General features: G+C 71.6%; 25 protein-coding genes and 1 riboswitch. Of the genes, 6 read left to right on the top strand and 19 right to left on the bottom strand.

Features of this window, described 5'->3' with window-relative positions; genetic code table 11:
* Positions 1 to 7: 7 nt before the first annotated feature.
* Positions 8 to 367 (bottom strand): ArsR/SmtB family transcription factor, encoded by a 360-nt coding sequence (locus ACWD26_RS19785; protein ID WP_451271716.1) that lies wholly within the window; start codon positions 365 to 367, stop codon positions 8 to 10.
* Between the two features lie 210 nt (positions 368 to 577).
* Between ACWD26_RS19785 and ACWD26_RS19780 the strand changes: the two genes are divergently transcribed.
* Positions 578 to 1,900 (top strand): MFS transporter, encoded by a 1,323-nt coding sequence (locus ACWD26_RS19780; RefSeq protein WP_451271714.1) that lies wholly within the window; start codon positions 578 to 580, stop codon positions 1,898 to 1,900.
* A gap of 60 nt (positions 1,901 to 1,960) precedes the next feature.
* Here the strand turns inward: ACWD26_RS19780 and urtE are convergent, their stop codons facing one another.
* The 5 genes from urtE to urtA all read right to left on the bottom strand — a co-directional run bounded on the left by urtE (position 1,961) and on the right by urtA (position 6,870).
* Positions 1,961 to 2,653 carry an urea ABC transporter ATP-binding subunit UrtE gene (gene urtE, locus ACWD26_RS19775; RefSeq protein WP_451271891.1) on the bottom strand — a complete coding sequence of 231 codons (693 nt, stop codon included), beginning with the start codon at positions 2,651 to 2,653 and terminating at the stop codon, positions 1,961 to 1,963.
* A 5-nt stretch (positions 2,654 to 2,658) separates the two neighbouring features.
* On the bottom strand, positions 2,659 to 3,426 hold the full coding sequence (gene urtD / locus ACWD26_RS19770) for an urea ABC transporter ATP-binding protein UrtD (protein WP_451271712.1): 768 nt from the start codon (positions 3,424 to 3,426) through the stop codon (positions 2,659 to 2,661).
* The gene (urtC, locus tag ACWD26_RS19765) at positions 3,423 to 4,604 is read right to left on the bottom strand and encodes an urea ABC transporter permease subunit UrtC (protein ID WP_451271710.1); all 1,182 of its coding nucleotides are present in this window, start codon (positions 4,602 to 4,604) and stop codon (positions 3,423 to 3,425) included. The genes urtD and urtC overlap by 4 nt, the downstream gene beginning before the upstream one ends.
* A complete protein-coding gene (gene urtB, locus ACWD26_RS19760; RefSeq protein ID WP_451271708.1) occupies positions 4,601 to 5,485 on the bottom strand; it encodes an urea ABC transporter permease subunit UrtB in 885 nt (294 codons plus the stop codon). The genes urtC and urtB overlap by 4 nt, the downstream gene beginning before the upstream one ends.
* Positions 5,486 to 5,619: 134 nt before the next feature.
* The gene (gene urtA, locus ACWD26_RS19755; protein ID WP_451271706.1) at positions 5,620 to 6,870 is read right to left on the bottom strand and encodes an urea ABC transporter substrate-binding protein; all 1,251 of its coding nucleotides are present in this window, start codon (positions 6,868 to 6,870) and stop codon (positions 5,620 to 5,622) included.
* A gap of 237 nt (positions 6,871 to 7,107) precedes the next feature.
* Here urtA and ACWD26_RS19750 point away from each other — a divergent pair, with 237 nt between their 5' ends.
* Positions 7,108 to 7,599, top strand: coding sequence for a MarR family winged helix-turn-helix transcriptional regulator (locus tag ACWD26_RS19750; protein ID WP_451271704.1), 492 nt, complete (start codon positions 7,108 to 7,110; stop codon positions 7,597 to 7,599).
* Here the strand turns inward: ACWD26_RS19750 and ACWD26_RS19745 are convergent.
* The 8 genes from ACWD26_RS19745 to ACWD26_RS19710 form a co-directional block, all read right to left on the bottom strand.
* Positions 7,556 to 8,674, bottom strand: a complete 1,119-nt coding sequence (locus ACWD26_RS19745) for a substrate-binding domain-containing protein (protein ID WP_451271703.1) — start codon at positions 8,672 to 8,674, stop codon at positions 7,556 to 7,558. The two genes, ACWD26_RS19750 and ACWD26_RS19745, sit on opposite strands and share 44 nt — an antisense overlap.
* 78 nt (positions 8,675 to 8,752) lie before the next feature.
* Positions 8,753 to 9,832 carry a HoxN/HupN/NixA family nickel/cobalt transporter gene (locus ACWD26_RS19740; protein WP_451271701.1) on the bottom strand — a complete coding sequence of 360 codons (1,080 nt, stop codon included), beginning with the start codon at positions 9,830 to 9,832 and terminating at the stop codon, positions 8,753 to 8,755.
* 134 nt (positions 9,833 to 9,966) lie between these two features.
* Positions 9,967 to 10,638: an ABC transporter ATP-binding protein gene (locus tag ACWD26_RS19735; RefSeq protein WP_451271699.1), complete on the bottom strand. Its 672-nt coding sequence runs from the start codon at positions 10,636 to 10,638 to the stop codon at positions 9,967 to 9,969.
* Positions 10,631 to 11,602, bottom strand: a complete 972-nt coding sequence (locus ACWD26_RS19730) for an ABC transporter ATP-binding protein (protein WP_451271889.1) — start codon at positions 11,600 to 11,602, stop codon at positions 10,631 to 10,633. Before ACWD26_RS19730 ends, ACWD26_RS19735 begins: the two co-directional genes overlap by 8 nt.
* Positions 11,603 to 11,685: 83 nt before the next feature.
* The gene (locus ACWD26_RS19725) at positions 11,686 to 12,651 is read right to left on the bottom strand and encodes an ABC transporter permease (protein WP_451271887.1); all 966 of its coding nucleotides are present in this window, start codon (positions 12,649 to 12,651) and stop codon (positions 11,686 to 11,688) included.
* Positions 12,652 to 12,812: 161 nt separating this feature from the next.
* Positions 12,813 to 13,781: an ABC transporter permease gene (locus ACWD26_RS19720; RefSeq protein ID WP_451271697.1), complete on the bottom strand. Its 969-nt coding sequence runs from the start codon at positions 13,779 to 13,781 to the stop codon at positions 12,813 to 12,815.
* Positions 13,782 to 13,801: 20 nt separating this feature from the next.
* Complete coding sequence (locus ACWD26_RS19715; RefSeq protein ID WP_451271695.1) at positions 13,802 to 15,388, bottom strand: ABC transporter substrate-binding protein; 1,587 nt, start codon at positions 15,386 to 15,388, stop codon at positions 13,802 to 13,804.
* A gap of 166 nt (positions 15,389 to 15,554) precedes the next feature.
* Entirely contained in the window at positions 15,555 to 16,298 is a 744-nt protein-coding gene (locus tag ACWD26_RS19710) for a DUF1775 domain-containing protein (RefSeq protein WP_451271693.1), read from the bottom strand.
* A 267-nt stretch (positions 16,299 to 16,565) separates the two neighbouring features.
* A riboswitch (cobalamin riboswitch) is annotated at positions 16,566 to 16,748 on the top strand.
* Between the two features lie 30 nt (positions 16,749 to 16,778).
* Between ACWD26_RS19710 and ACWD26_RS19705 the strand changes: the two genes are divergently transcribed.
* The 4 genes from ACWD26_RS19705 to ACWD26_RS19690 are packed head-to-tail and all read left to right on the top strand — an operon-like array spanning position 16,779 to position 19,524.
* Positions 16,779 to 17,480 (top strand): energy-coupling factor ABC transporter permease, encoded by a 702-nt coding sequence (locus tag ACWD26_RS19705; RefSeq protein ID WP_451271691.1) that lies wholly within the window; start codon positions 16,779 to 16,781, stop codon positions 17,478 to 17,480.
* On the top strand, positions 17,477 to 17,896 hold the full coding sequence (locus ACWD26_RS19700; protein ID WP_451271689.1) for an energy-coupling factor ABC transporter substrate-binding protein: 420 nt from the start codon (positions 17,477 to 17,479) through the stop codon (positions 17,894 to 17,896). Before ACWD26_RS19705 ends, ACWD26_RS19700 begins: the two co-directional genes overlap by 4 nt.
* Before the next feature lie 6 nt (positions 17,897 to 17,902).
* On the top strand, positions 17,903 to 18,652 hold the full coding sequence (gene cbiQ, locus ACWD26_RS19695; RefSeq protein ID WP_451271687.1) for a cobalt ECF transporter T component CbiQ: 750 nt from the start codon (positions 17,903 to 17,905) through the stop codon (positions 18,650 to 18,652).
* Positions 18,649 to 19,524: an energy-coupling factor ABC transporter ATP-binding protein gene (locus ACWD26_RS19690; RefSeq protein WP_451271685.1), complete on the top strand. Its 876-nt coding sequence runs from the start codon at positions 18,649 to 18,651 to the stop codon at positions 19,522 to 19,524. Before cbiQ ends, ACWD26_RS19690 begins: the two co-directional genes overlap by 4 nt.
* Here ACWD26_RS19690 and ACWD26_RS19685 read toward each other — a convergent pair.
* The 5 genes from ACWD26_RS19685 to ACWD26_RS19665 are packed head-to-tail and all read right to left on the bottom strand — an operon-like array spanning position 19,506 to position 23,767.
* Positions 19,506 to 20,378, bottom strand: coding sequence for an amidohydrolase family protein (locus ACWD26_RS19685; protein ID WP_451271683.1), 873 nt, complete (start codon positions 20,376 to 20,378; stop codon positions 19,506 to 19,508). The two genes, ACWD26_RS19690 and ACWD26_RS19685, sit on opposite strands and share 19 nt — an antisense overlap.
* The gene (locus ACWD26_RS19680) at positions 20,375 to 20,686 is read right to left on the bottom strand and encodes an L-rhamnose mutarotase (RefSeq protein WP_451271885.1); all 312 of its coding nucleotides are present in this window, start codon (positions 20,684 to 20,686) and stop codon (positions 20,375 to 20,377) included. The genes ACWD26_RS19685 and ACWD26_RS19680 overlap by 4 nt, the downstream gene beginning before the upstream one ends.
* Positions 20,686 to 21,681 (bottom strand): aldo/keto reductase, encoded by a 996-nt coding sequence (locus ACWD26_RS19675; RefSeq protein WP_451271681.1) that lies wholly within the window; start codon positions 21,679 to 21,681, stop codon positions 20,686 to 20,688. The genes ACWD26_RS19680 and ACWD26_RS19675 overlap by 1 nt, the downstream gene beginning before the upstream one ends.
* Entirely contained in the window at positions 21,678 to 22,433 is a 756-nt protein-coding gene (locus ACWD26_RS19670; protein ID WP_451271679.1) for an SDR family NAD(P)-dependent oxidoreductase, read from the bottom strand. Before ACWD26_RS19670 ends, ACWD26_RS19675 begins: the two co-directional genes overlap by 4 nt.
* Positions 22,430 to 23,767, bottom strand: a complete 1,338-nt coding sequence (locus ACWD26_RS19665) for an L-fuconate dehydratase (protein ID WP_451271677.1) — start codon at positions 23,765 to 23,767, stop codon at positions 22,430 to 22,432. Before ACWD26_RS19665 ends, ACWD26_RS19670 begins: the two co-directional genes overlap by 4 nt.
* Between the last annotated feature and the right edge of the window lies 1 nt (position 23,768).

Raw genomic sequence — 23,768 nt, 5'->3', positions numbered from 1 at the left:
GCCGTCCTCAGTCGTGCGGTGCCTGCCCGCTGACCCGGTGGTCCGCGTGGCTCAGCGCTTCCACGACCAGGCGTCGCAGATGGCCGTCGCCGAGGCTGTAGTAGATGTGCCGGCCCTTACGGCGGGTCTCGACGAGGCCGGCGAGCCGCAGCTTGGCGAGGTGCTGGCTGACCGCCGTCCGGGACGCCTCACAGCGCTCGGCCAGTGAGCCGACGTCCGACTCGCCCTGGGCGAGCAGCCACAGCAGATGCAGCCGGGTGGCGTCCGAGAGCATCGCGAAGACCCCGGTCGCCTCGGCGAGCCGCGCGCTGTCGGGGGCGCGCAGATGCGCACCGGCTGCAGGTGACACTGCGTGGCGTTCAGGCATGAGTCCAGCGTAGGCGCTCCGCTGTTACCGCCGTGGGCCGTCGGTCGGCTGCGGCATCGTCGGGGGTGGTCGCGCCCACTCGGCGGAGCCCCACATGTCACAGCCCCGCGCTCCTTCGGGAAGCTCCAGCCATCATGTGCGCATCTGCGCACATGATGGCTACACTCGGCGGTACGGCCCGGAACCGCCACGCCGAGGGGAGCCGTTCGTATGCTCGCCGTCCTGAGCCATCGCACCTACCGGCGCCTCTTCGCCGCCCAGGTCATCGCCTTGGTCGGCACGGGGCTCGCGACCGTGGCCCTCGGTCTGCTGGCGTACGACCTCGCGGGCGCCGACGCCGGTTCGGTGTTGGGTACCGCCCTCGCGATCAAGATGGTGGCGTACGTGGTGATCGCCCCGGCCGTGGGCGCGGTCGCCGACCGGCTGCCGCGCCGGGCCCTCATGGTGACGGCGGATCTCGTCCGCGCCGGCGTCGCCCTGTTCCTGCCGTTCGTCGGCGCGGTCTGGCAGGTGTACCTGCTGGTCTTCCTCCTCCAGTCCGCCTCGGCCGCGTTCACGCCGACGTTCCAGGCCGTCATCCCCGACGTGCTGCCCGACGAGCGTCAGTACACACGGGCGCTGTCGATGTCTCGGCTCGCCTACGACCTGGAGAGTCTGTTCTCCCCCGCGCTCGCGGCCGCGCTGTTGTCCGTCATCACCTACAACTGGCTGTTCACGGGCACCGTGCTCGGCTTTCTCGCGTCGGCCGCACTGGTCGTCTCCGCCGTGTTGCCCGCACGGGTCCCGCGAGCGCGGGACTCGGGAAAGGGCCGCGTCGGCACGGGCGTCCGTCTCTTCCTCGCCGTCCCCCGGCTGCGGGCCCTGCTCTCCCTGAACCTCGCGGTCGCGGCGGCCGGTGCGATGGTGACCGTCAACTCCGTGGTCTACGTCCGCGACGTCCTGGGGTTGTCGGAGGGTGCCGTGCCGTTGGCGCTCGGAGCGTACGGGGCCGGGTCGATGGTCGTGGCCCTGGTCCTGCCGCGCGTCCTGGACAGGGTGCAGGACCGGGCCGTGATGCTGCCGGGCGCGCTGCTGCTGACCGTCGTCTTCGCCGGGCTGGGGGTCGTCACGGCCGCGTCCAGCGGGAGTTGGCGGCTGCCCGCGCTGCTCGGTGTGTGGGCGGCGTTCGGGGCCGCGTGCTCGGCGGTGCTGACCCCGGCGGGGCGGCTCGTCCGGCGCTCCGTGCCGCCCGGGGAGCGTACGGCCGCGTTCGCCGCCCAGTTCTCCCTGTCGCACGGCTGCTGGCTGGTGACGTATCCCCTGGCCGGGTGGCTCGGGTCGGCGAGCGGACTCGACCGGGCGGTCCTCGCCCTGGGTTCGATCGCGCTGGCCGCCGCGCTGCTGGCCGTACGGCTGTGGCCGGCGCCGCCCGCGCCCCATGTGCACGCGGACCTGCCCCTCGGCCACCCGCATCTGGCCGGCGCCACCCGCGTACGGACGGGCTGGCGGCACCGACACGGCCAACTCGCGGACGGACTGCACGCCGGGACGTAGGTCCGCGGGCACGTGGCACGCCCGTACCGGGGCCGGCGCATGGCACGCCCGCCCCTGGTGTCACACGCTGAGCGCCGCCCGTACGGTCTGTTCGGCTCCCGAGCCGCCCTCGCCCGACGAGGTGACCCGGCCCGCTTCGAGGACGTAGTACCGCTCGGCCGCGCGCATGGCGAAGCCCACGTGCTGTTCGACGAGGAGGACGGACAGGCCGCCGCGGCGCGTGAGGGCGAGGATCGTCTCCTCGATCTCGGCGACGACGGAGGGCTGGATGCCCTCGGTCGGCTCGTCGAGGAGGAGAAGCCTGGGGCGGGTGATCAGGGCGCGGGCGAGGGCGAGTTGCTGGCGCTGGCCGCCGGAGAGGAGGCCGGCGCGGCGGCCGGACAGCTCTCGCAGGACGGGGAACAGGTCCAGGGCCTCGGCGACGGCCTCCTTGCCGTCCGGGCGGCCGTCGGCGACCAGGCGCAGGTTCTCGGCGGTGGTGAGGTGAGGGAAGGACTGCTGGCCCTGGGGGACGTACGCCATACCCCTGGCCACCCGCTGGTGCGGGGCGAGGTGGGTGATGTCCTCGCCGTCCAGCAGGACGGTCCCGCTCCTCGGCTTCAGCAGGCCCATCGCGGCGCGCAGGAGGGTGCTCTTGCCGGCGCCGTTGTGGCCGAGGACGGTCGCGACGCCGTCCTCGGGGACGGAGACGGTCACGCCGTGCAGCACGGTCGTGCGGTCGTAGCCGGCCTGGACGGAGTTGATCTCCAGCATGGGGGTCACGCCTCCTCGGCGACGGGGACGGGCTCTGGCTCGGACGCGCGGCCGAGGTAGACCTCCTGGACGTTGGCGTCGGCCTGGACCTCGGTGACGGAGCCCTCGCTGAGGACCTTTCCGGCGTGCAGGACGGTGACGCTGCGGGCGAAGGAGCGCATGAAGTCCATGTCGTGCTCGATGACGACGACGGTGTGGTCCTCGCTGACACGCCGCAACAGCTCGCCGGTGGCCTCGCGTTCGTCGTGGCTCATTCCGGCCACGGGCTCGTCGAGCAGCAGCAGCTTCACGTCCTGGACCAGCAGCATGCCGATCTCCAGCCACTGCTTCTGCCCGTGCGCCAGCACACCCGCCGGGCGGTCGCGCAGCTCCGTGAGGCCCGTGGTCTCCAGAGCCTTGCTCACCGCCTCCGGCACGCCTTTGCGGCGCCGGAGCAGTGTCAGCGGGCCGCGTCCGGCGCCCGCCGCGATGTCGAGGTTCTGCAGGACGGTCAGCTCCTCGAAGACCGTGGCCGTCTGGAACGTACGGCCGATGCCCAGGCGGGCGATCCGGTGCACCGGCTTGCCGATGAGCTCCTCGCCGCCGAAGCGGACCGACCCCGTGGACTTCACCAGTCCGGTGACCGCGTCGACGAGGGTGGTCTTCCCGGCGCCGTTCGGGCCGATGAGAAAGCGCAGGTCGCCGGGTCGGATGTCGAGGTCCACGCCGTCGACGGCCTTGAAGCCGTCGAACGTCACCCGCAGATCACGGACTGTCAGTCCCTCGCCGCTCATGCCGTTCCTCCTGTCGGGGCCGGGGCCGGGGCCGGGGTCGAGGTCTGGGTCGGGGTCGGGGTGGTGTTGCCGGTCGTGGGGGCACGCCGCTTGCGCACGACGCTCGCCAGGGACGCCAGGCCGCCGGGCAGGAAGCCGACGGCCAGCACGAACAGCAGGCCCTGGAGGTACGTCCACGCGGCGGGGAAGGCGTCGGAGAGAGTGCTCTGCGCCCAGGCCACGGCGATCGCGCCGAGCACCGCGCCCACCAGGGAGGCCCGGCCGCCCACCGCGGCCCCGATGACGAAGCCGATGGACGGGACGATGCCGATCAGCGCCGGGGAGATGATCCCGACCGCCGGGACGAACAGGGCACCGGCGAGACCCGCCATGCCCGCCGCCACGACGTACGCGACGAGCTTGACGTTGGCCGGGTCGTAGCCGAGGAAGCGGACGCGTTCCTCGGAGTCCCGCACGGCGACGAGGAGTTCGCCGTAGCGGCTGACGAACAGCTGGCGGGCGGCGGCCATCAGGAGCAGGAGCACCGCGGCGATGATGAAGTACACCGTCCGCTGGTTGACGGGGTCGTTGAGGTCGTAGCCGAAGAAGCCCTGGATGTCGGTGAGGCCGTTGGTGCCGCCGGTGGTGGCCTGCTGGCCGACGAGCCAGATGGCGAGGGCGGCGGCCAGGGCCTGGCTGAGGATCGCGAAGTACGCGCCCTTGACCCGGCGGCGGAAGACGAAGAAGCCGAGCAGCGCGGCGACCGCCATCGGGAGCAGGACGGTCATGGCGAGGGCGAAGACCGGGTTGGCGAAGGGCTGCCACCACCAGGGCAGGCTGTCTCCGGTGCCGTACAGCTGCATGAAGTCGGGCAGCGTCTGGCCGGTGGCGGCCGCGTCGGCGAGCTTGAGGTGCATGGCCATGGCGTAGCCGCCGATGCCGAAGAAGACGCCCTGGCCGAGGACGAGGAGTCCGCCGCGGCCCCAGGCGAGGCTCACGCCGACCGCCACGATCGCGTAACACAGGTACTTGGCGAGGAGGTTGAGCCGGAAGTCGGAGAGGGCGAGCGGGGCGACGCCGAACAGCACGACGGCGCCGAGGAGGAAGGCCCCCGGGACGCGGAAGCGTTCGTAGGGTGACACGGCCGGCTTCGCGTCGGCGGCCGGGGGCGTGGGCGGGGAGGTCGTGGTCGTCGTCATGCCAGGCTCCGGGTGCGCAGTGTGTACAGGCCCTGGGGTCGCCACTGCAGGAAGGCGACGATCGCCACGAGCACGATGACCTTGGCGACGCTCACCGTCGTCGAGTATTCGAGGACCGACTGCAGGACGCCGAGGGCGAAGGCCGTGATGACGCTGCCCTTGAGCTGGGCGACGCCGCCGACGACCACGACGAGGAAGGCGTCGACGATGTAGTTGGTGCCCATCGTCGGGCCGATCGGGCCGACCAGGGTGAGCGCGACACCGGCCACGCCCGCGAGGCCCGAGCCGAGGAAGAACGTCGTACGGTCCACGCGCTCGGTCGCGATGCCGGACACCTCGGCGAGGTCCCGGTTCTGCACGACGGCCCGGATGCGGCGGCCGAGCGGGGTGAGCCGCAGGATCAGGGTGAGGCCGAGGACGCACAGGAGGGCGAGGCCGAGGATGAAGAGCCGGTTGTTGGCGAAGGTGATGCCGCCGACCGAGATGTTGCCGGTGAGCAGGTCCGGGGCTCGGGTCTGGACGTTGGGGGCGCCGAAGATGTCACGCGCCAGCTGTTGGAGCATCAGGGAGACGCCCCAGGTGACCAGCAGGGTGTCCAGGGGTCTTGTGTAGAGGCGCCGGATGAGCAGCCATTCGAGCAGGGCGCCCATCGCCCCGGCGACGAGGAAGGCCAGCGGCAGGGCGACGAGCAGGGAGACGCCGGCGCCGCTGATCGACTTCTGCAGCACGTACGTCGTGTACGCGCCGGCCATGATGAACTCGCCGTGCGCCATGTTGATCACGCCCATCTGCCCGAAGGTCAGGGTCAGGCCGAGGGCGATGAGCAGGAGGACGGCACCGATGCTGATGCCGGTGAAGGACTGGTTGAGGACGACCGTCATGGAGCGGCTCCGGGTCGGGGGGTGCGGGGTTCGTTGGCGGGTGCAGGTGGGTGGGGGTGGCTCGCGCAGTTCCCCGCGCCCCTGAAAAGCAGGGGCGCGGGGAACTGCGCGAGAAACCCCACGCACCGTCGGATTCAGGACAGCCCGGCGGCCCAGTCGTACCCCTTCAGGTACGGGTCCGGCTCGATCGGCTTGCCGGAGTTCCAGACCTCCTCGATCAGCCCGTCCGAGCCGATCCTGCCGATGCGGGCGGTCTTGTAGACGTGCTGCGTGGCACCGTCGACCGTGACCTTCCCCTCGGGGGCGTCGAGTTCGATGCCGTCCGCCGCCTTCTTCACCTTCGCCACGTCGAACGAGCCGGCCTTCTCGACCATCTCCTTCCAGAGGTAGACGGAGATGTAGGCCGCCTCCATGGGGTCGCTGGTCGGCTTGTCCTTGCCGTACGCCGCCTGATAGGCCGCCACGAACTTGGTGTTGGCGGCCCCCGGGGTGGTCTCGTAGTAGTTCCAGGCCGTCAACTGGCCCTCCAGATACTGCGTGCCGATGCTCTTGACCTCCTCCTCGGCGATCGACACCGAGAGCACCGGCAGGCTTTTCGCGGTGAGCCCGGCGGACTTGTACTCCTTGAAGAAGGCCACGTTGCTGTCGCCGTTGAGGGTGTTGAACACGGCGTCCGCGCCCGCGTCCTTCACCTTGTTGGTGATGGTGCTGAACTCGGTGGAACCGAGCGGCGCGTAGTCCTCGCCGACCACCTTCATGCCCTGGGCCTCCGCGTACGCCTTGATGATCTTGTTGGCGGTGCGCGGGAAGACATAGTCGCTGCCTACCAGGTACAGCCGCGTCAGGCCCTGCTTCTTGAGGTAGTCCAGGGCGGGGACGATCTGCTGGTTGGTGGTGGCGCCGATGTAGAAGATGTACGGGGACTGCTCCAGGCCCTCGTACTGCACGGGGTAGAAGAGGAGCGACTTGTGGCGTTCGAAGACCGGCTTGACGGCCTTGCGGCTGGCGGAGGTCCAGCAGCCGAAGGTGGCGACCACCTTGTCGTCGGTGATCAGGGCCTCCGCCTTCTCGGCGAAGGTCGGCCAGTCCGAGGCGCCGTCCTGGCTGATGGGCTTCAGCTTCTTGCCGAGGACGCCGCCGGCGGCGTTGATCTCCTTCACCGCGAGCAGCAGCGCGTTGTGGACGGTGACCTCGCTGATGGCCATGGTGCCCGAGAGCGAGTTCAGCAGACCGACCTTGACGGTGTCGCCGGAGGTGTCCGCCTGGGCGCCGGACGACGACGTGGCGCTGCCGGTCTTGGCGCCGCACGCGCTGAGGGCGGCGGTCGCGCCGAGTGCCGAGGCGCCCGCGAGGACACCGCGTCTGCTGATCCTGATCCCGGTCATGCATTACCTCCTAGGTCACTGAAGTGCGACCACAGCCTGCGAGGCAACTGTTTCCCTTGCGTTTCCGGGTAATTGAAGAACAGTTTCCAGGGGAAGTAATTTTTTGAGCCGCGAAAAACCTGTTACTTCCCCCAGAAAGGATGCGTTCCTGGTTTCCGTTGCCAGGTGCGCGGTGGACGAAGGTAAGCTCGGACACCACCGTCGCGGGGGCGGGCGAAGGCGAGTTCGAGGAGAGCGATGGCGAGGCGGCCCGAGGAACTGCTCCACCTGCTGACCCGGGCCGAGCGCCTCTCCGTACGTCGAGTCCAGTCCGTGCTCGACGAGTTCGACTGCTCCGTCGAGGCGTGGCGGGTCCTCGACCTGCTCTCCGATGGGCAGGGCCGCAACATGACGGCTCTCGCCGAGCACGCCTTCCTGCCGGCGCCGAGCCTGACCAAGCTGATCGACCAACTCGTCGACCAGAACCTGGTGTTCCGTCGCGTCGACCCCACCGACCGGCGCCGCGTCCTCGCCCACCTCACTCCACGGGGCATGGAGCGGCGACAGCTGCTGGACCGTGAAGTACGGGCGGACTGGGCTGAGTTGGGGCCACTGCTCGCCGAGGAGGACGGTGAGCGGCTGGAGCTTCTGCTGGACCGGCTGGCCCGGACCCTGGAGGAGGGGACCGCCGACGGTCAGGGCAGGGTCAGCGCAGCTCGTGCGGAGCGCGCAGTTGGGCGAGCACGTTGAAGTCGTAACCGTCCGCCCGCGCCAGGTAGATGCGCTGGCGCACATGCCGGCCGTCCAGGCTCAGCAGACCGCGCGGCCCCTCGTACGAGACGCGGTCGGCGGCCGCCCCGATCGCGGCCACGTCCAGGGCACGCGCCCGCTCGATGAGCGCGGCGAGCAGCAGGACACCCTCGTAGCAGGACTCGCCGAGACTGCCCGGGGTCGGTGCGTCCAGGCCGAAGCGGCCCGCGTACTGGCCGTGGAAGTCCAGGGTGTTCTGGTCGGCGAGCGAGGCGAAGAACCCGGCCGTGCTGTACAGGTCGAGGGTGGCCTCGGGGCCGCTGCCCAGCAGCATGTTCTCGTCCATCAGCGTGCTCAGCCGCAGACACCGCTGGTCGAGCCCGGAAGCGGCGAAGGCCCGGTTGAATCGGACCGCGTCGCTGCCGACCAGGAGCATCAGCACCCCGTCGGCGTCCGCCCGCTCGACACGTCGCAGTACGGCGTCGAACTCCTCGGTGCCGAGCGGCAGATACGCCTCGCCGCAGACCCGGCCCCGGGACTCGCGCGCGTAGCCCCGGGCCGCCCGTGCGGTGTGCCGGGGCCACACATAGTTGTTGCCGACGACGAACCAGCGGCGCACACCGCGTGACTCGGCGAGCAGACGCATCGCGGGCAGGAGCTGCCAGGAGGGCGTCTCGCTCGTCATGAAGACGCCCTCGGTGCGCTCACCGCCCTCGTACAGGGCCGTGTAGACGTACGGCACCCGGTGGGCGATCCGCGGGGCCACCGCCTGCCGCACGGAGGAGATGTGCCACCCGGTGACGCCCTGCACCGCGCCCGAGACGACCAGGGCCTCGACGTCCTCCGCGACCCGCCCCGGCTCGGCGCCGCCGTCGACCTCGATCAGCCGCAGTTCCTTGCCCAGCACTCCCCCGGCCTTGTTGACCTCCTCGGCGGCCAGCCGCGCGCACGCCCCGCAGGTGGGGCCGAAGATCCCGGCGGGCCCCCGCATCGGATAGACGAGCGCGACGTTCAGGGTCGAGTCGTCGGCCGTGAACCACTCGGGGGTGTGGAAGCGGGGCGGTGGCCGATTCATGGCCTCATGATGGCGTGATCGTCTTCGGGGCCCCAGGCGCGGCCACGGATCGAGACTGATTCGTAGGCCCGGCCGGGTTCAGCCTGTCGTCCACTTCTCCTCGATCCGGCCGAACTTCCACACCAGGAGGGCGACCGCCCAGGTGGCGAAGAACAGGCCGACGACGACGTAGCCGATGGTGTTGAGGTCGAGGCCGGAGACCCAGTCCCAGAACGGGCCGTGCAGACGCGCCTTCTCGGCGACCAGGCCGAGCAGTTCGACCGTGCCGATGATGAGGGCGACGGCCACCGACAGCCCCGTGATCGTGAGGTTGTAGTAGACCTTGCGGACCGGCTTGGAGAACGCCCAGCCGTACGCGAAGTTCATGAACGAGCCGTCGATCGTGTCGAGCAGTGACATACCGGCGGCGAACAGGACCGGCAGGCACAGGATGGCGTACCAGGGCAGCCCGGAGGCCGCGCCCGAGCCGGCCAGCACCAGGAGCGCGACCTCCGTCGCCGTGTCGAAGCCGAGGCCGAAGAGCAGGCCGATCGGGTACATCTGCCAGGACCTGGTGAGGGACTTCATCAACCGCCCGAGGAGGCGGTTCATGAGGCCCCGGCTGTTCAGCCGCTCCTCCAGCGCGGCCTCGTCGAAGGCGCCCGACCGCATCTCGCGGAACACCTTCCAGATCCCCACCATGATCACCAGGTTGACGATCGCGATGACATAAAGGAACGTCCCGGAGACCGTGGTGCCGATCCAGCCGGTGATGTCATGGAGCTCGGAGTCGTCGTTCCGCACCGGCCCGGCGAGTGTCTTGACGCCGAGGGTGAGCAGGAAGGTGAGGGCGAAGACGATCGAGGAGTGGCCGAGGGAGAACCAGAAGCCGACCGACAGCGGGCGCTGCCCCTCGCTCACCAGCTTGCGGGTCGTGTTGTCGATGGCGGCGATGTGGTCGGCGTCGAAGGCGTGCCGCATACCGAGGGTGTAGGCGGTGACACCCATGCCGATGCCGAAGGTCTTGCTGCCGATGCTGTAGTGCTCGGGGGCGACGATCACCACCAGGATGAACCAGCCGATGACGTGCGACGCCAGGATGAACGCGGCCATGCCGCCGAGGCTCGCCCACTCCTTGCGCGTCATCGAGGTGCGGGCGGTGCCGGGAAGGGGGGCCATGGGGCGTGCCTTACGTGTCGTGCCGCGTCCGGGTGGTCGAGCCGGTTGCCGAGCGAGCCGTCGATTCCTTTCAGCCTTGTGCGCTAGCTTCGCAGCTGCAAGTAGGTCGCAGTAAAGCTCGTGCCACGTTTCGGTCAGGTCGGGGCCGGGGCCTGGGTCAGCTCCTCCCAGTGGACGGTGCGGTCGCACCAGCGTCGTAGGAGGTCGGAGTCGTGGCCGACGGCGAGCAGGCCCGCGCCGGTGGACGCCCGGTACTCCTCCACCACGGCGACCAGCGCGGCGGTGGTGGAGGCGTCGAGCATGGCCGTCATCTCGTCGCAGACGAGCCAGCGGGGACGGAGCAGGAGAGCGCGGGCGAGGCAGGCCCGTTGGAGCTGTCCGTCGCTGACCTCGTGGGGGCGGCGGCTCAGCAGGTCCGGGGTGAGGCCGACGGCCGACGCCAGTTCGGCGACCCGGTCCGGTACCTCCGTGCGGCGGCCGCCTGCGCGCAGGGGTTCGGCGATCAGGTCGGTGAGCCGCAGCCGGGGGTCGGCCGACAGCCTGGGTTGCTGGAAGACGACGCCGAAGGCGGTGCGCTGTTCGCGTGGAGCGCGGTGCCGCCAGTGCCGTACGGGTTCGCCGTCGAGGGTCAGGGTTCCGGCGTCGGGGCGGTGCAGCAGGGCCGCGACCCGGGCGAGGGTGGACTTGCCGCAGCCGCTGGGGCCGAGGAGTCCGACGGCCTCGCCGGGTGCGACGGTGAGGGAGACGTCCCGCATGACGGGAGCGCGCCGGTCGTAGCCGGCGGTGATGGCGCGCAGGTCAAGCACGGATGTCCTCCGAGGCGGGCGTGGCGGGCCGGAGTTCTTTCCGGAGGGGGGCGGGGCCGTGCGGGTGGTGGCAGGCGAGACCGTCCGTCGTCGCGGGCGGTGTGGCGCAGATGTCGGTGGCCAGGTCGCAGCGGGCGGCGAAGGCGCAGCCGGCGGGGAGGTCGCCGAGTTCGGGCGGCATGCCGGGGATGGGGGTGAAGGCGCGGTCGGGCAGGGCGTCGAGGAGGCCACGGCTGTAGGGGTGCCGGGGGCCGGGGGTGCCGAAGAAGGTGGTGGCGTCGGTGAGTTCGACGATGCGGCCCGCGTACATGACGGCGACCCGGTCGGCGATGCGTTCGGCCGCGCCGAGGTCGTGCGTGATCATCAGCAGGGCTCGGCCCGTGCGGTGCGTGCCGTCGTGGGTGTCGACGTGGCGTCGTAGTTCGTCGACCGTGCGGTCGACCAGGTCGCGGTCGAGGCCGGTGGTGGGTTCGTCGGCGAGGAGCAGGGGTGCGTCACCGACGAGGGCGAGCGCGGTGGCGGCGCGCTGGGCGAGGCCGCCGGAGAGTTCGTGCGGGTGCCGGTCGAGGTGGTCCGCGGGGAACGCGGCACGCTCGGCGGTCGCCTCGGCCGCGGCCCGCACCGCCGCACGCCCCCGGACCCCGGTGAGCGCGGTGACCGTCTCCTCCACCTGCGAGCGGATCGTGCGCACGGGGGTGAGATGCGCCGCCGGGCTCTGCGGCACGAGGCCGATCAGCCGGCCCCGCACCGTACGGGCGAGGATCCGTTCGTCGGCGGTGAGCAGATCGAGTTCGCCGAGCCGGGCCTCTCCCCTGGTCTGCGCATTGGCGGGAAGCAGGCCGAGGAGAGCGGAGGCCAGCACGGACTTCCCACAGCCGCTCTCCCCGACCAGCGCGAGACATTCACCGGCCGCGACATCGAAGTGCGCGTCGGTGACAGCGGCGATACGGCGCCCGCCCGGCATGAGGAAGCGCACGGAGAGCCCGCGTACGGACAGGACCGCGGGCCGCTCGGCGGCGGCATCGGCTGCGGCTACGGCTACGGCGGTCACAGCATCAGCTCCGATCGGCGGCGGGGACTGACCCGCTCTCTCCAGGCTCCGGCGAGTCCGGCGATGGCGAGGGTCGGCACGATGATGAAGAGGCCGGGGAAGAGGGTCGGCCACCACTGGCCGGCGAGCAGGGAGCCCCGGGCGCTCTGGACGAGCGTGCCGAGGCTGGCCGTGTGGGTGGGCAGCCCGAGTCCGAGGAAGGACAGGGCGGACTCGTGCCACATGGCGTGCGGCACCATCAGTACGGCGGCGAGGGCGGCCTGCGGCAGCACTCCCGGCAGCAGATGCCGTACGGCGACCCGCCACCGGGAGGCGCCCCCGGAGACCGCGGCGTCGATGTACGGGCGCGAGCGCAGGGACAGCACCTCGGCGCGCACGATGCGGGCGGTCGACAGCCAGTGGGTCAGCGCGACCGACGCCACCACCGGCCAGACACCCGGCCGGAACATGGCCACGATGAACACCCCGAGCAGCAGGTGCGGCACGGACGACACCGTGTCGACCAGTCGCATGACGAGACGGTCGACCCAGCCGCCCAGCGCCCCCGCCGTCGCGCCGACGGCCGTGCCGATCACGGTCGCGGTGAGGGCGGCCGCGAGTCCGACGAGCAGGGAGACCCGCAGACCGTAGACACAGCGCAGCAGCAGGTCACGGCCGACGTCGTCCGTACCGAACGGGTGCTCCCAGGAAGGCGGTTGGAGTTTGGCGGCCAGATCGACGGCCTGCTGGTCGAGCTGCACCAGCGACGGTACGAGCAGGACGGCGAGGACCGTCACCGCGACGAGCGCGGCGGAGGTCCGGATCCGAAGGGTGTGGGTCGAACGGCGGTGGGAGCCGCGCGACCGCCACGCGGACTCGGACGGCGGCTCGGTCACCGTGTCGGCCAGCGCCGTGTCGGCCACCACCGTGTCGGCCAGCGCCGTGTCGGCCACCACCGTGTCGGCCACCACCGAGTCGGCCATCGCCGAGTCGGCCATCGCCGAGTCGGCCATCGCCGAGTCGGCCATCGCCGAGTCGGCCATCGCCGAGTCGGTCGTCGGCGTGTCAGCCTTCGCCGCGTCAGGCATGGACGCGTCAGGCATGGACGCGTCAGGCGTTGCCGTGTCAGCCATGGGCATCCCCGTCACAGTTCACTGAGCTTCACTCTCGGGTCGATCAGGCCGTACAGGAGGTCCGCCAGCAGGTTGCCGACGAGGACGGCGGCGGTGGCGAGCGCGGTGAGCGCGGCGAGCAGCGGGAAGTCCACGGCGGTGGCCGCCTCCACCGTGGCCGCCGCGATGCCGGGCCAGCTGAAGACGCTCTCCACGAGCAGGGCACCGGTGATGAGTTCCGGAACGCGTGACCCGATCAGGGTGAGGACCGGCAGCAGTCCGGAGCGCAGCGCGTGGCCCAGCAGGACCCTGCGTTCGCTGAGGCCTCGGGCGCGGGCGCCGCGTACCGGGTCCTCGGCCAGCGCGTCGCTCACCCCCTGCCGTACGTAGAGGGTGAACCAGGGCAGTTGGGAGACCGCGAGGACACCGGCGGGCAGGACGAGGTGGCCGGCGACCTGTCCCGCCGTGACCTGTTCACTCGCGGTGTCCGTCAGACCGCCCGCCGGGAGCACGCCCAGGTGGAGGGCGAAGCACCAGATGGCGAGCAGGGCGATCCAGAACACCGGCGCCGCCTCCAGGCCGTACGCGACGGAGGTGACGGCCCGGTCGAGCCACCTTCCCTGGCGGCGGGCCGCCAGCACACCCAGCAGCGTCCCGAGCAGGACGGCGACGGCGAACGCGACCGCGCACAGCAGCGTCGACCAGACGAGGCGCTCGCCGATCACCTCGGCGACCGGCTGCCGCATCACGCTGGACCGGCCGAGATCGCCGGTGAGCGCGGACGTGAGCCACCGCCACCAGCGCACGGCGAACGGTTCGTCCACGCCGAGGTTGGCCCGCAGCCGGTCCAGGGTCTCCTGGTCGGCGCCGAGGGCGGCGGTGCCCGCGTACGCCTTGACGGGGTCGAAGGGGGAGGCGGCGGCGATCGCGAACACGCCGAAGGTGACGACCAGGAGGACGGGGACGGCGAACAGGGCCCGCCGTCCCGCCAGTCGTGCCATCGCTCCCCAGGGGAGTCGGCTCACTTCTTCGGCTGCCAGTCCTCGATGTTCCACCAGGGCCCGGACGCGAAGCCGTGCTCGTGCGGCTCGACCTGTGTGGTCAGTCCCTCCCAGCGGTCGGCGAGCACGTACACGTGGTCGATGTGGGTGAGGAAGGTGTAGCCGGGGTCCTTCACCAGCTCGCGCTGGAGCGTGACGTACGCCGCCTTGCGCGCCGCCTCGTCCTGGCTGCGGCGCCCGGTGTCGAGCGCCTCGTCGACGGTCGCGTTGTCGTAGCGGCCCATGTTGTTGAAGCCGTCGCCGGCGAGGGAGGAGTGCAGCATCGTGTAGAGGCCGAAGTCGGGGTCGCCGGTGCTGCCGAAGCCCGCGAGGACGGCGGTGTCCTTCATCCGGGGTTCGATGACCTCCCAGGTGGCGCTCTCCACCTTCACGTCGATGCCGGCCTTCTTGGCGTCGGAGGCGTAGGCGAGGGCGTGGTCCTGGCGGACCTTGTCGCCCGAGGGGTAGAGCAGGGTGAAGGCCGCCTTGCGGCCGTCCTTGGCGCGGACGCCGTCCGCGCCGGCCTTCCAACCGGCCTCGTCCAGGATCCGCCCGGCCTTGTCGAGGTCCTGCGGGCGTTCGATGCCCCGGGCGAACCAGGGGTCCTCGGTGGGCAGCGGCCCGTACGCCGGACGGCCCGCCCCGTCGAGGATCTTGTCGACCATGGCCTGGCGGTCCACGGCGGCGTCGAGGGCCTGCCGGATCGCGCGGTCGCCCGTGACCTCGTTGTCCGTGGGGAGGGTGACGGTGCGGTAGTCGTAGGACTCGGCGTCGTACGTCTTCCGGTCGTCGTCGCTCTCGAAGGTCGCGGCGAGGTTGGGCGGCAGGATCGCACCGTCGAGGTCGCCGGAGCGCAGTCGGGTGGCGCGTACGTCGTCGTCCTCGACGATCGCCATGGTGAACTTCTTCACCTTCGGCGCGTCGCCCCAGTACTCCGGGTTGGCCTCGAAGGTGAGCTTCTCGCCCTTGCTCCAGGTGGACAGGACGTACGGGCCGGTGCCGATCGGCTCGGTGTTGAAGGAGCCGGTGTTGGGGTCCTGCCCGCCCGCGACGTGCTCGGGGACGATCGGCAGGACCGTGCGGCCGGCGAAGGGCGCGTAGGGGTACTTGAGGGTGAAGACGACCTTGTCGTCGCCGTCCGCCCGTACCTCCTGGATGGCGTCCAGTTCACTGCGGGCGGTGTTGTTGGTCTTGTCGTCCAGGACGGTCCGGTAGGTGAAGACGACGTCCGCTGAGGTCAGGGGTTCGCCGTCGCTGAACTCCACACCTTCGCGCAGGGTGTAGGTGTAGGTACGGCCGCCGTCGCCGACCTCGGGCAGCGCCTTCGCCAGCGCGGGTCTCAGCTCCAGGTCGGCGTCCCGGGCGAGGAGTCCGTCGAAGATCTTCGAGTTGCCGTCCTTGCCGTAGCCGAGGAGCGGGCTGAGGGTCTCCGGCTCGGACGCCACCCCGATCACGACCGAGTCGGCGGCGCCGGCGCCGCCCGTGCCGCCGCCCGGCGCCGAACACGCGGTGGCCCCGAGGGCCACCGCCGCCGCGACGGCGACACGTCGTATCGGTCGGGACGTCATGAGCCTCACACCCTTGCTGCATTGCCAACGTTGTTGCACATTAATTGCAGGTAAGGGTTACCCAGGCAAATCGCGCATCAGTCCAACGATGTGACCTGCGGATATCGGCTCGGCGTCGGAGTCCGGGCCATCAGTCGGTCCCGCCCCGGCGGCTGCGGCCGGCCCGTCAGGCGGTCCCGCCCCGGCGGCTCCGGAACCACCACGCACCGCCGCCGAGCACGAGGACGGCAGCGCCGATACCGACGAAGACGGCGACGGGGAGTCCGTCGTCACCGTCCGTGCCGTCCGCCGCGGGCTCCGCCGACGGTGCGGAGGTCGGGTCGCTCGGCTCGGGCGAAGGGGCGGCCGTCGTGGGCTCCTCCGAGGGGCTGGGGGTGGGACTGACCAGCTTCGCGCCGGGGGCGGCGGCCTTCAGGTCCAGGCTGGGCGCGGGGTGACCGTGCCCGTGTCCGTGATCGTCCTCACCGGCGTCGTCCAGTTCGATCCACCGGTCCACCTTGCCGTCGCTGTAGGACTGCAGCGTCTTGAAGACCAGCGTCTTCGCATCGGGCAACTGCCGTACGGTGACGACGTACTCGACGTCCTCCCCCACGGCGAGCTTCTCGCCCGAGACGGTGTAACCGCGCTCGGTGGGGGCGAACTTCCAGCCGTCCGGGCCCTCCTTGTAGGTGATGTCGGCGGGGACGATGCCCTCGGGCAGGATCACCTCCAGCTCGGTGATACCGGCGGAGGTGGACTCCGACTCCGCGGAGAAGGTCAGTTCGACGTTCTGGTCGAGGGCCCGAGCCCCCTCCGCCTCGACCTCCGCGTGGGCCGCGGCTGGTCCCGCGGCGGCGACGGCCACCGCGAACGCGACGGTGGTGAGGACTCCGAGACGGCGCATGCCGGGTGCCAGGGTCGGGCGGTGCACGGCTAACTCCCTTGTGCCGATGATGTGAAGGCTGCATTCAAGCGCAGGGCGCCGGTCGGGGCCAAGGTCGATCGGGGCCTCCCAAAAGGGCAGTCGGGCCGCACCGAGGGGGCCGCCGCACCGGTGAAGCCGTCGTATCCGGGCAAGACCGTCCGTTCTCCCCGGGGCGTGTGTCGCATGTGACTGAGGGGGCGTGCGCCGGGGTGTGTGCGGTTCACCACCGCTTCCGCGCCACCGTCTCCGCTTGTCAGCGCCCTTGTGCGGGCACTACTGTCACCACGCCTTGGTGAACGGGAAATCCGGTGTCATGCCGGTGCGGCCCTCGCCACTGTGATCGGGAAGTCCGGCTCCGGTCCTCACGGACAGCCACTGGGTCTTCGGACCCGGGAAGGCGGAGCACGGGCGGTGGTACCCGTAAGCCAGGAGACCGGCCAAGGCGCGTCAACCATCCACGAGGTGCTGGAGAGGGTCTGCTGAGCCATGCACATAGCCGAGGGTTTCCTTCCTCCGGCGCACGCGATCGCCTGGGGCGTAGCGTCCGCGCCGTTCGTCGTCCACGGAGTACGGTCACTCACCCGTGAGGTCAGGGAGCATCCCGAGAGCACGCTGCTGCTCGGTGCCTCGGGGGCCTTCACCTTCGTCCTGTCCGCGCTGAAGCTGCCGTCGGTCACCGGCAGTTGCTCCCACCCCACCGGCACCGGACTGGGTGCCATCCTGTTCCGGCCGCCGATCATGGCGGTCCTCGGCACCATCACCCTGCTTTTCCAGGCCCTGCTGCTCGCGCACGGCGGTCTGACGACGCTCGGCGCCAACGTCTTCTCGATGGCGATCGTCGGCCCCTGGGCGGGTTACGGCGTCTACCGGCTGCTGCGGCGGTTCGACGTGCCGCTGATGGTCACGGTCTTCTTCGGCGCGTTCTTCGCCGACCTGGTCACCTACTGCGTCACCAGCGTCCAGCTGGCGCTCGCGTTCCCCGACCCGAGCAGCGGTTTCGTGGGCGCGCTCGGCAAGTTCGGCTCCATCTTCGCCGTCACCCAGATCCCGCTCGCGGTGAGCGAGGGTCTCCTCACCGTGCTGGTGATGCGTCTGCTGGTGCAGTCGAGCAAGGGGGAACTGACCCGGCTCGGCGTGCTCCTGACCGGCGAGCGGAACCGGAACCGGACCGAGGCGGTGGCCCGATGAACCGGAGCACGAAGATCAACGTCCTGCTGCTGCTCGTCGTGGCCGCGCTCGCCGTGCTGCCGCTGGCCCTCGGCCTCGGCGACCACAAGGAGGAGCCCTTCGCGGGCGCCGACGCCGAGGCGGAGACGGCGATCACGGAGATCGACCCCGGGTACGAGCCGTGGTTCTCGCCGCTGTACGAGCCGCCCTCCGGTGAGATCGAGTCGGCGCTCTTCGCCCTCCAGGCCGCGCTCGGCGCGGGCGTCCTCGCCTACTACTTCGGCGTCCACCGGGGCCGCCGGCAGGGCGAGGCACGGGCCCGCGCACAGCTGGAGGCGGGTGAGACCACCCCGGCAGCCGTGACGACCACGAAGACCGCGCCCGGCGGCGAGGGATCGCCGGGTGGTGCCGGGGAGTCCGCCGACGGGCGGGGCTGAGTTCTCGTGCTGCCGATCGACGCGGCGGCGCACAGCAGCCGCTGGCGCCGTCGCCATCCCGTGGACAAGGCCGTGCTGGGACTGGGCCTCACGGTCCTCGCGATCTCCCTGCCGCCCTGGCCCGGCGCGGCCCTGGTGCTGCTGACCGCGCTCGCCGTGCTGCTGGGCCCGGCGGGCGTGCCCGGCCGTCGGTTGTGGCGCGCCTACCGGGTGCCCCTGGGCTTCTGCGTGACCGGCGCGCTGCCCCTGCTCGTCCAGGTCGGCGGGCCCGACGGGTTCGTCACCCTGGCCGAGGGCGGCCCGGTCCGCGCCGGGGAACTGCTGCTGCGCACCTCGGCCGCCTCCCTCGGCGTGCTGCTGTTCGCCTTCACCACCCCTATGTCGGACCTGCTGCCCCGGCTGGTGAAGGCCGGGGTGCCCGCGCCGGTCGTGGACGTCGCGCTGGTCACGTACCGCATGAGCTTCCTGCTGCTGGACTCGGTACGCCGGATCCGGGAGGCGCAGGCTGCCAGGCTGGGTCACACCACGCGGGCGGCCACCTGGCGTTCGCTCGCCGGGCTGGGCGCCACCGCGTTCGTGCGGGCCTTCGACCGGGCCGCGCGGCTCCAGACCGGGCTCGCCGGACGGGGCTACGACGGCACCCTGCGCGTTCTGGTGCCCGATGCCCGGGTCTCCGTGCGCTTCACCACGGCCAGTGTCGTGCTCCTCGCGGCCGTGGCCGCCCTCACCTTCGTCCTGGAAAGGCCGCTGACATGAGCGAGCCCGTGCTGGTCGCCCTGCGGGGCGCGTCCTTCGCGTACGAGGACGGTCCGGCCGTGCTCAGCGACCTCGACTTCGAGGTGCGCGAAGGCCGCGCGCTCGCCCTGCTGGGCCGCAACGGCAGCGGCAAGACCACGCTGATGCGGCTGCTCAGCGGTGGACTGCGGCCCCGCACGGGCGGGTTGGCGGTCGAGGGGCAGCCGGTGACGTACGACCGCAAGGGCCTGACCCGGCTGCGTACGACCGTGCAGCTGGTCGTGCAGGACCCGGACGACCAGCTCTTCGCGGCGTCCGTCGCGCAGGACGTGTCGTTCGGGCCGCTGAACCTCGGGCTGTCCGACGCGCAGGTGCGGGCCCGCGTGGACGAGGCGCTCGGCGCCCTCGGCATCGCCGCCCTCGCGGACCGGCCCACCCATCTGCTCTCCTACGGCCAGCGCAAACGCACCGCCATCGCCGGCGCGGTCGCGATGCGGCCGCGTGTCCTGATCCTCGACGAGCCGACCGCCGGGCTCGACCCCGACGGCCAGGAGCGGCTCCTCGCCACCCTCGACGAACTGCGCCGGGCGGGCACCACCGTCGTGATGGCCACCCACGACGTCGACCTCGCCCTGCGGTGGGCCGACGACGCGGCGCTGCTCACCCCGGCCGGCGCGCGCACGGGCCCGGTGGCCGAGATGCTCGCCCGCACGGATCTCCTCCAGGCGGCGGGGCTTCGGCTCCCCTGGGGTGTCGCGGTCGCTCGACTCCTGCGCGACCAGGGCCTGTTGGCCGAGGAGGAGCCCGGTCCGCGCACTCCGGACGAGCTGGCGGCCATGGCGGGGGCGGGCACCGAAACGGGTCCGCTCCTGCCTCAGATCCGCAGGCCGTAGACGCGGACGGCGGTGCCCGCGAAGACCTCCCGGTCCTCGGCGTCACTCAGTTTGCACATCAACGAGTGGGCCACGTCCAGGACTTCGACGTAGTCGGAGGCGAGCCGGCAGACCGGCCAGTCGGAGCCGTACATCAGCCGCTCGGGGCCGAAGGCGTCCAGCACGGTGTCGGCGTACGGGACGAGGTCCGCGACCTGCCAGGAGTGCCAGTCGGCCTCCGTGACCAGGCCGGAGAGCTTGCACACGGTGTTCGGCAGGGCGGCCAGCCGCCGGATCTCCCCCGCCCATGGCTCCAGTTCACCGGAGGCGACGGGTGGCTTCCCCAAGTGGTCCAGGACGAAGGTGAGTTGCGGGAGACGGGCCGCCGCCTCCACGGCGGCCGGGAGTTGGTGCGGCTGAACCAGGAGGTCGTAGACGAGTCCCGCGTCGGCGACCTCGGCGAGGCCTCGCAGGACGTCCGGGCGCGCCAGCCAGCGGGGGTCGGGTTCGCCCTGCACCTGGTGGCGGATGCCCACGAGGTACTCCCCGCCGGGGCCTTCGCGCAGTTCGGCCAGGGCGTCGGCGACGGCGGGAGAGGTGAGGTCGGTCCAGCCGACGACCCCGGCGACCACGTCGCTGCCGGCGGCGAGGGCCAGGAACTCCGGGGTCTCCTCGGGCACGGTGATCGTCTGGACCAGGACCGTGGCGGTGACACGGGCGACGCTCGCGGCGGACTCCAGCTCGCTGAGGGTGAAGTCACGGCGCAGCGGGGCGAGTTCAGGACCGGTGATCCAGTCCTGGTCACGGACGGAGAGGTCCCAGACGTGGTGATGGGCGTCGACGGTCCAGGCGTCGGCGTCGTCCGTGCCGGTCACAGTTCCCACACCACGGGCAGTCCGGCGTCGGAGCCCTCGGCCGAGTAGTCGTGGACGACGTCGAGGAGGTCGGCCATGCGGGCCTGCCAGGCGATGTTGACCGGCAGTTTCTCCAGTTCGGCGATCATCGCCGCGTAGTCCTCGACCTCCAGCAGATGGAAGAGGTCGGTGCCGCTGCGCCAGATCGTCCACTCGCTCACCCCGGCGGCGCGGATGGCGGTGGTCAGCTCCTCGGGGACCTCGCGGTGGGCCGCCTCGTACTCCTCGACGCGGTCGGCTCGGACCTTGGTGTGCAGGGCGACTCTCATCATGCCTCCTTCAACTGTGGGACGGGGATGTTCGGGTTCAGCAGCCCCTCGGCGCGCAGTTCGTCCCAGAGGGCGGCCGGGATCCGACGGCTGAGCAGGTCGACCGTGTCGCGCACCTCCTCGGCGGAGCGCGCGCCCGTCAGCACGGCCGCCACCGCCGGATGGGCGGAGGGGAACGCCAGGGCGGCGGCGCGCAGCGGTACACCGTGGCGTTCGGTGACCGTCTTCAGCCGCAGGGCGCGGTCGAGCACGGTCCGCGGGACGGGGGCGTAGTCGTACGTGGCGCCCGGATTCGGGTCGATCAGCAGGCCGGAGTTGAAGGCACCGCCGATCAGCACGCTGCGCCCCCGGGCGGCGGCCTCGGGCAGCAGCTCGTGCAGCCCCTCCTGTTCGAGGAGGGTGTAGCGGCCGGCCAGCAGGACCACGTCGATGTCGGTCTCGCGCAGGAAGCGGGCGGGCAGCGCGGACTGGTTCATGCCGACGCCGATCGCCCCGACCACGCCTTCGGCGCGCAGGCGCTCCAGCGCCGGGTAGGCCTCGCGCAGGGCCTGCTCGGCGTGGTCGTCGGGATCGTGGAGGAGCACCACGTCCACGTGGTCCAGGCCGAGCCGTCCAAGGCTGGCCTCCAGGGAGCGCAGGACGCCGTCGGCGGTGAAGTCCCAGACGCGGCGGTGGGTCGCCGGGACCGCGAAGCCGTTCGCCAGGTCATCGCCCTCGACGCTCTCGTTCTCCACCAGCAGCCGGCCGACCTTGGTGGAGATCGTGTACGACTTCCGGGGGCGGCCCCCGAGCGCGGCGCCCAGGCGGCGTTCGGACAGGCCGAGCCCGTAGTGGGGTGCGGTGTCGAAGGTGCGGATCCCGGCGTCCCAGGCCGCGTCGATCGCGGCGGCGGCCTCCTCGTCGGGCACCGGGCGGAAGAGGTTGCCGATGCCCGCGGCGCCGTACGCCAGTTCGGTGACGCGGACGTCGGTGCGACCGAGGGTCGTGGTCCTCATGAGCCGGCCGGGCGGAGCCGGAGCCCCTGCATACCGCCGTCGACGGCGAGGGCGGTGCCGGTGATGCTGGCCGCGGCGGGGCTTGCGAGGTAGGCGATGGCGGCGGCGACCTCGTCGGCGGTGACCAGGCGGCCCATGGGCTGGCGGGCGTTGAGGGCGGCCCGCTCGGCCTCGGGGTCGTCGGCCGCGTCGAGGAGTCGGCCGATCCAGGGGGTGTCGGCGGTGCCGGGGTTGACGCAGTTGACGCGGATGCCCTCGCGGACGTGGTCGGCGGCCATGGCCAGGGTGAGGGACAGTACGGCGCCCTTGCTGGCGGAGTAGAGGGCGCGTTGCGGCAGGCCGGCGGTGGCGGCGATGGAGCAGGTGTTGACGATCGCCGCGTGGGAGGAGCCCCGCAGGTGGGGCAGGGCGGCCCGGCTGGTGCGCACCATGCCGAGAACGTTGACGTCCAGGACGCGGTGCCACTGCTCGTCCGGGTTGTCCTCGACGGTGCCCTGCGCTCCGATGCCCGCGTTGTTCACGAGGATGTCCAGGCCGCCGAGCCGCTCCACGGCCTCCGTGACGGCGGCCCGTACGGAGGCGTCGTCGGTGACGTCGGCCTTGAGGCCGAGCAGCGGGGCCGAGGCCCCGGAGGGGTCGAGATCGAGTACGGCGACCTCTGCGCCCCGTGCGGCCAGCAGCCGGGCGGTGGCCAGCCCGATACCGGACGCACCCCCGGTGACGATCGCGCGGAGACCTGACAGATCCATCATGCGACTTCCTCCCGTCCAGCGAGGTCGGCGGCCCAGAACGTCCCGTCCGGGTAACGGTATTCGGCGAGGGACGCGGTGTGCATGGTGGCGGAGAAGCCCGGCGTCAGAGGGACGGTGTAGTGGCCGTCGCGGATCACCACGGGGTCGGTGAAGTGCTCGTGGAGGTGGTCGACGTATTCGATGACGCGGTTGTCCGTGGTGCCGGAGAGTGTCAGGTAGTCGAACATCGACAGGTGCTGGACCAGTTCGCACAGGCCCACTCCGCCGGCGTGCGGGCATACCGGGATGCCGAACTTGGCGGCGAGGAGCAGGATGGCGAGGTTCTCGTTGACGCCGCCGACGCGGGCCGCGTCGATCTGGAGGACGTCGATGGCGCCGGCCTGGAGGAGCTGCTTGAAGACGATGCGGTTGTGGACGTGTTCGCCGGTGGCGACCTTCACCGGGGCCACGCCCTGGCGGACGGCGGCGTGGCCGAGGATGTCGTCGGGGCTGGTGGGCTCCTCGATCCAGTACGGGTCGAACTCGGCGAGCGCGTTGGTCCATTCGACGGCTTCGTCGACGTTCCAGCGCTGGTTGGCGTCGATGGCGATGCGGATGCCGTCGCCGACGGCGGCGCGGGCGGTGCGCAGCCGGCGGATGTCGTCGTCGAGGTCGGCGCCGACCTTGAGCTTGATCTGGGTGAAGCCGTCGGCGACGGCCTGCTTGGCCAGCCGGGTGAGTTTCGCGTCGGAGTAGCCGAGCCAGCCGGGAGAGGTGGTGTAGCCGGGGTAGCCGCGCTCCAGCAGGATCGCCTCGCGCTCGGCGAGCCCGGTGCGGCCCTGGCGCAGCAGGTGGAGGGCTTCCTGGGGGGTGAGGGCGTCGGCGATGTAGCGGAAGTCGACCTGGGAGACCAGCCACTCGGGGTCGGCGTGGGCGAGCAGCCGCCACAGCGGCTGCCCGGCGCGTTTGGCGGCCAGGTCCCACACGGCGTTGACGACGGCGCCGATGGCCATGTGCATCACGCCCTTCTCGGGGCCGAGCCAGCGCAGCTGGCTGTCCCCGATCAGGTCGCGGCTGACCGAGCCGGGGTCCGCGCACAGCTCCTGGACCGAGCGGCCCACCACGTGGGGTCGCAGGGCGTTGATGGCGGCGACCTGGACATCGTTGCCGCGGCCGATGGTGAAGGTGAAGCCGTGGCCTTCGAGGCCGTCGCCGGCGTCGGTGCGCAGCACCACGTAGGCGGCGGAGTAGTCGGGATCGGGGTTCATCGCGTCCGACCCGTCCAGCTCCCGTGAGGTGGGGAAGCGGATGTCGTAGGTGTCGACCGCGGTGATCCGGGCGGGGGTTGCAGTCACG

It is taken from the genome of Streptomyces sp. NPDC002787 (genome assembly GCF_053592095.1).
The sequence above is the reverse complement of the archived record's forward strand: the minus strand, read 5'-3'. Positions and strand labels throughout refer to the sequence as shown.

Bases quoted from the DNA above. Each gene is read 5' to 3' on its own strand.
- ACWD26_RS19785 (WP_451271716.1), bottom strand. From the start codon at position 367: ATGCCTGAACGCCACGCAGTGTCACCTGCAGCCGGTGCGCATCTGCGC.
- ACWD26_RS19780 (WP_451271714.1), top strand. From the start codon at position 578: ATGCTCGCCGTCCTGAGCCATCGCACCTACCGGCGCCTCTTCGCCGCC.
- urtE (WP_451271891.1), bottom strand. From the start codon at position 2,653: ATGCTGGAGATCAACTCCGTCCAGGCCGGCTACGACCGCACGACCGTG.
- urtD (WP_451271712.1), bottom strand. From the start codon at position 3,426: ATGAGCGGCGAGGGACTGACAGTCCGTGATCTGCGGGTGACGTTCGAC.
- urtC (WP_451271710.1), bottom strand. From the start codon at position 4,604: ATGACGACGACCACGACCTCCCCGCCCACGCCCCCGGCCGCCGACGCG.
- urtB (WP_451271708.1), bottom strand. From the start codon at position 5,485: ATGACGGTCGTCCTCAACCAGTCCTTCACCGGCATCAGCATCGGTGCC.
- urtA (WP_451271706.1), bottom strand. From the start codon at position 6,870: ATGACCGGGATCAGGATCAGCAGACGCGGTGTCCTCGCGGGCGCCTCG.
- ACWD26_RS19750 (WP_451271704.1), top strand. From the start codon at position 7,108: ATGGCGAGGCGGCCCGAGGAACTGCTCCACCTGCTGACCCGGGCCGAG.
- ACWD26_RS19745 (WP_451271703.1), bottom strand. From the start codon at position 8,674: ATGAATCGGCCACCGCCCCGCTTCCACACCCCCGAGTGGTTCACGGCC.
- ACWD26_RS19740 (WP_451271701.1), bottom strand. From the start codon at position 9,832: ATGGCCCCCCTTCCCGGCACCGCCCGCACCTCGATGACGCGCAAGGAG.
- ACWD26_RS19730 (WP_451271889.1), bottom strand. From the start codon at position 11,602: ATGCCGGGCGGGCGCCGTATCGCCGCTGTCACCGACGCGCACTTCGAT.
- ACWD26_RS19725 (WP_451271887.1), bottom strand. From the start codon at position 12,651: ATGGCCGACTCGGTGGTGGCCGACACGGTGGTGGCCGACACGGCGCTG.
- ACWD26_RS19720 (WP_451271697.1), bottom strand. From the start codon at position 13,781: ATGGCACGACTGGCGGGACGGCGGGCCCTGTTCGCCGTCCCCGTCCTC.
- ACWD26_RS19715 (WP_451271695.1), bottom strand. From the start codon at position 15,388: ATGACGTCCCGACCGATACGACGTGTCGCCGTCGCGGCGGCGGTGGCC.
- ACWD26_RS19705 (WP_451271691.1), top strand. From the start codon at position 16,779: ATGCACATAGCCGAGGGTTTCCTTCCTCCGGCGCACGCGATCGCCTGG.
- ACWD26_RS19700 (WP_451271689.1), top strand. From the start codon at position 17,477: ATGAACCGGAGCACGAAGATCAACGTCCTGCTGCTGCTCGTCGTGGCC.
- ACWD26_RS19690 (WP_451271685.1), top strand. From the start codon at position 18,649: ATGAGCGAGCCCGTGCTGGTCGCCCTGCGGGGCGCGTCCTTCGCGTAC.
- ACWD26_RS19680 (WP_451271885.1), bottom strand. From the start codon at position 20,686: ATGAGAGTCGCCCTGCACACCAAGGTCCGAGCCGACCGCGTCGAGGAG.
- ACWD26_RS19675 (WP_451271681.1), bottom strand. From the start codon at position 21,681: ATGAGGACCACGACCCTCGGTCGCACCGACGTCCGCGTCACCGAACTG.
- ACWD26_RS19670 (WP_451271679.1), bottom strand. From the start codon at position 22,433: ATGATGGATCTGTCAGGTCTCCGCGCGATCGTCACCGGGGGTGCGTCC.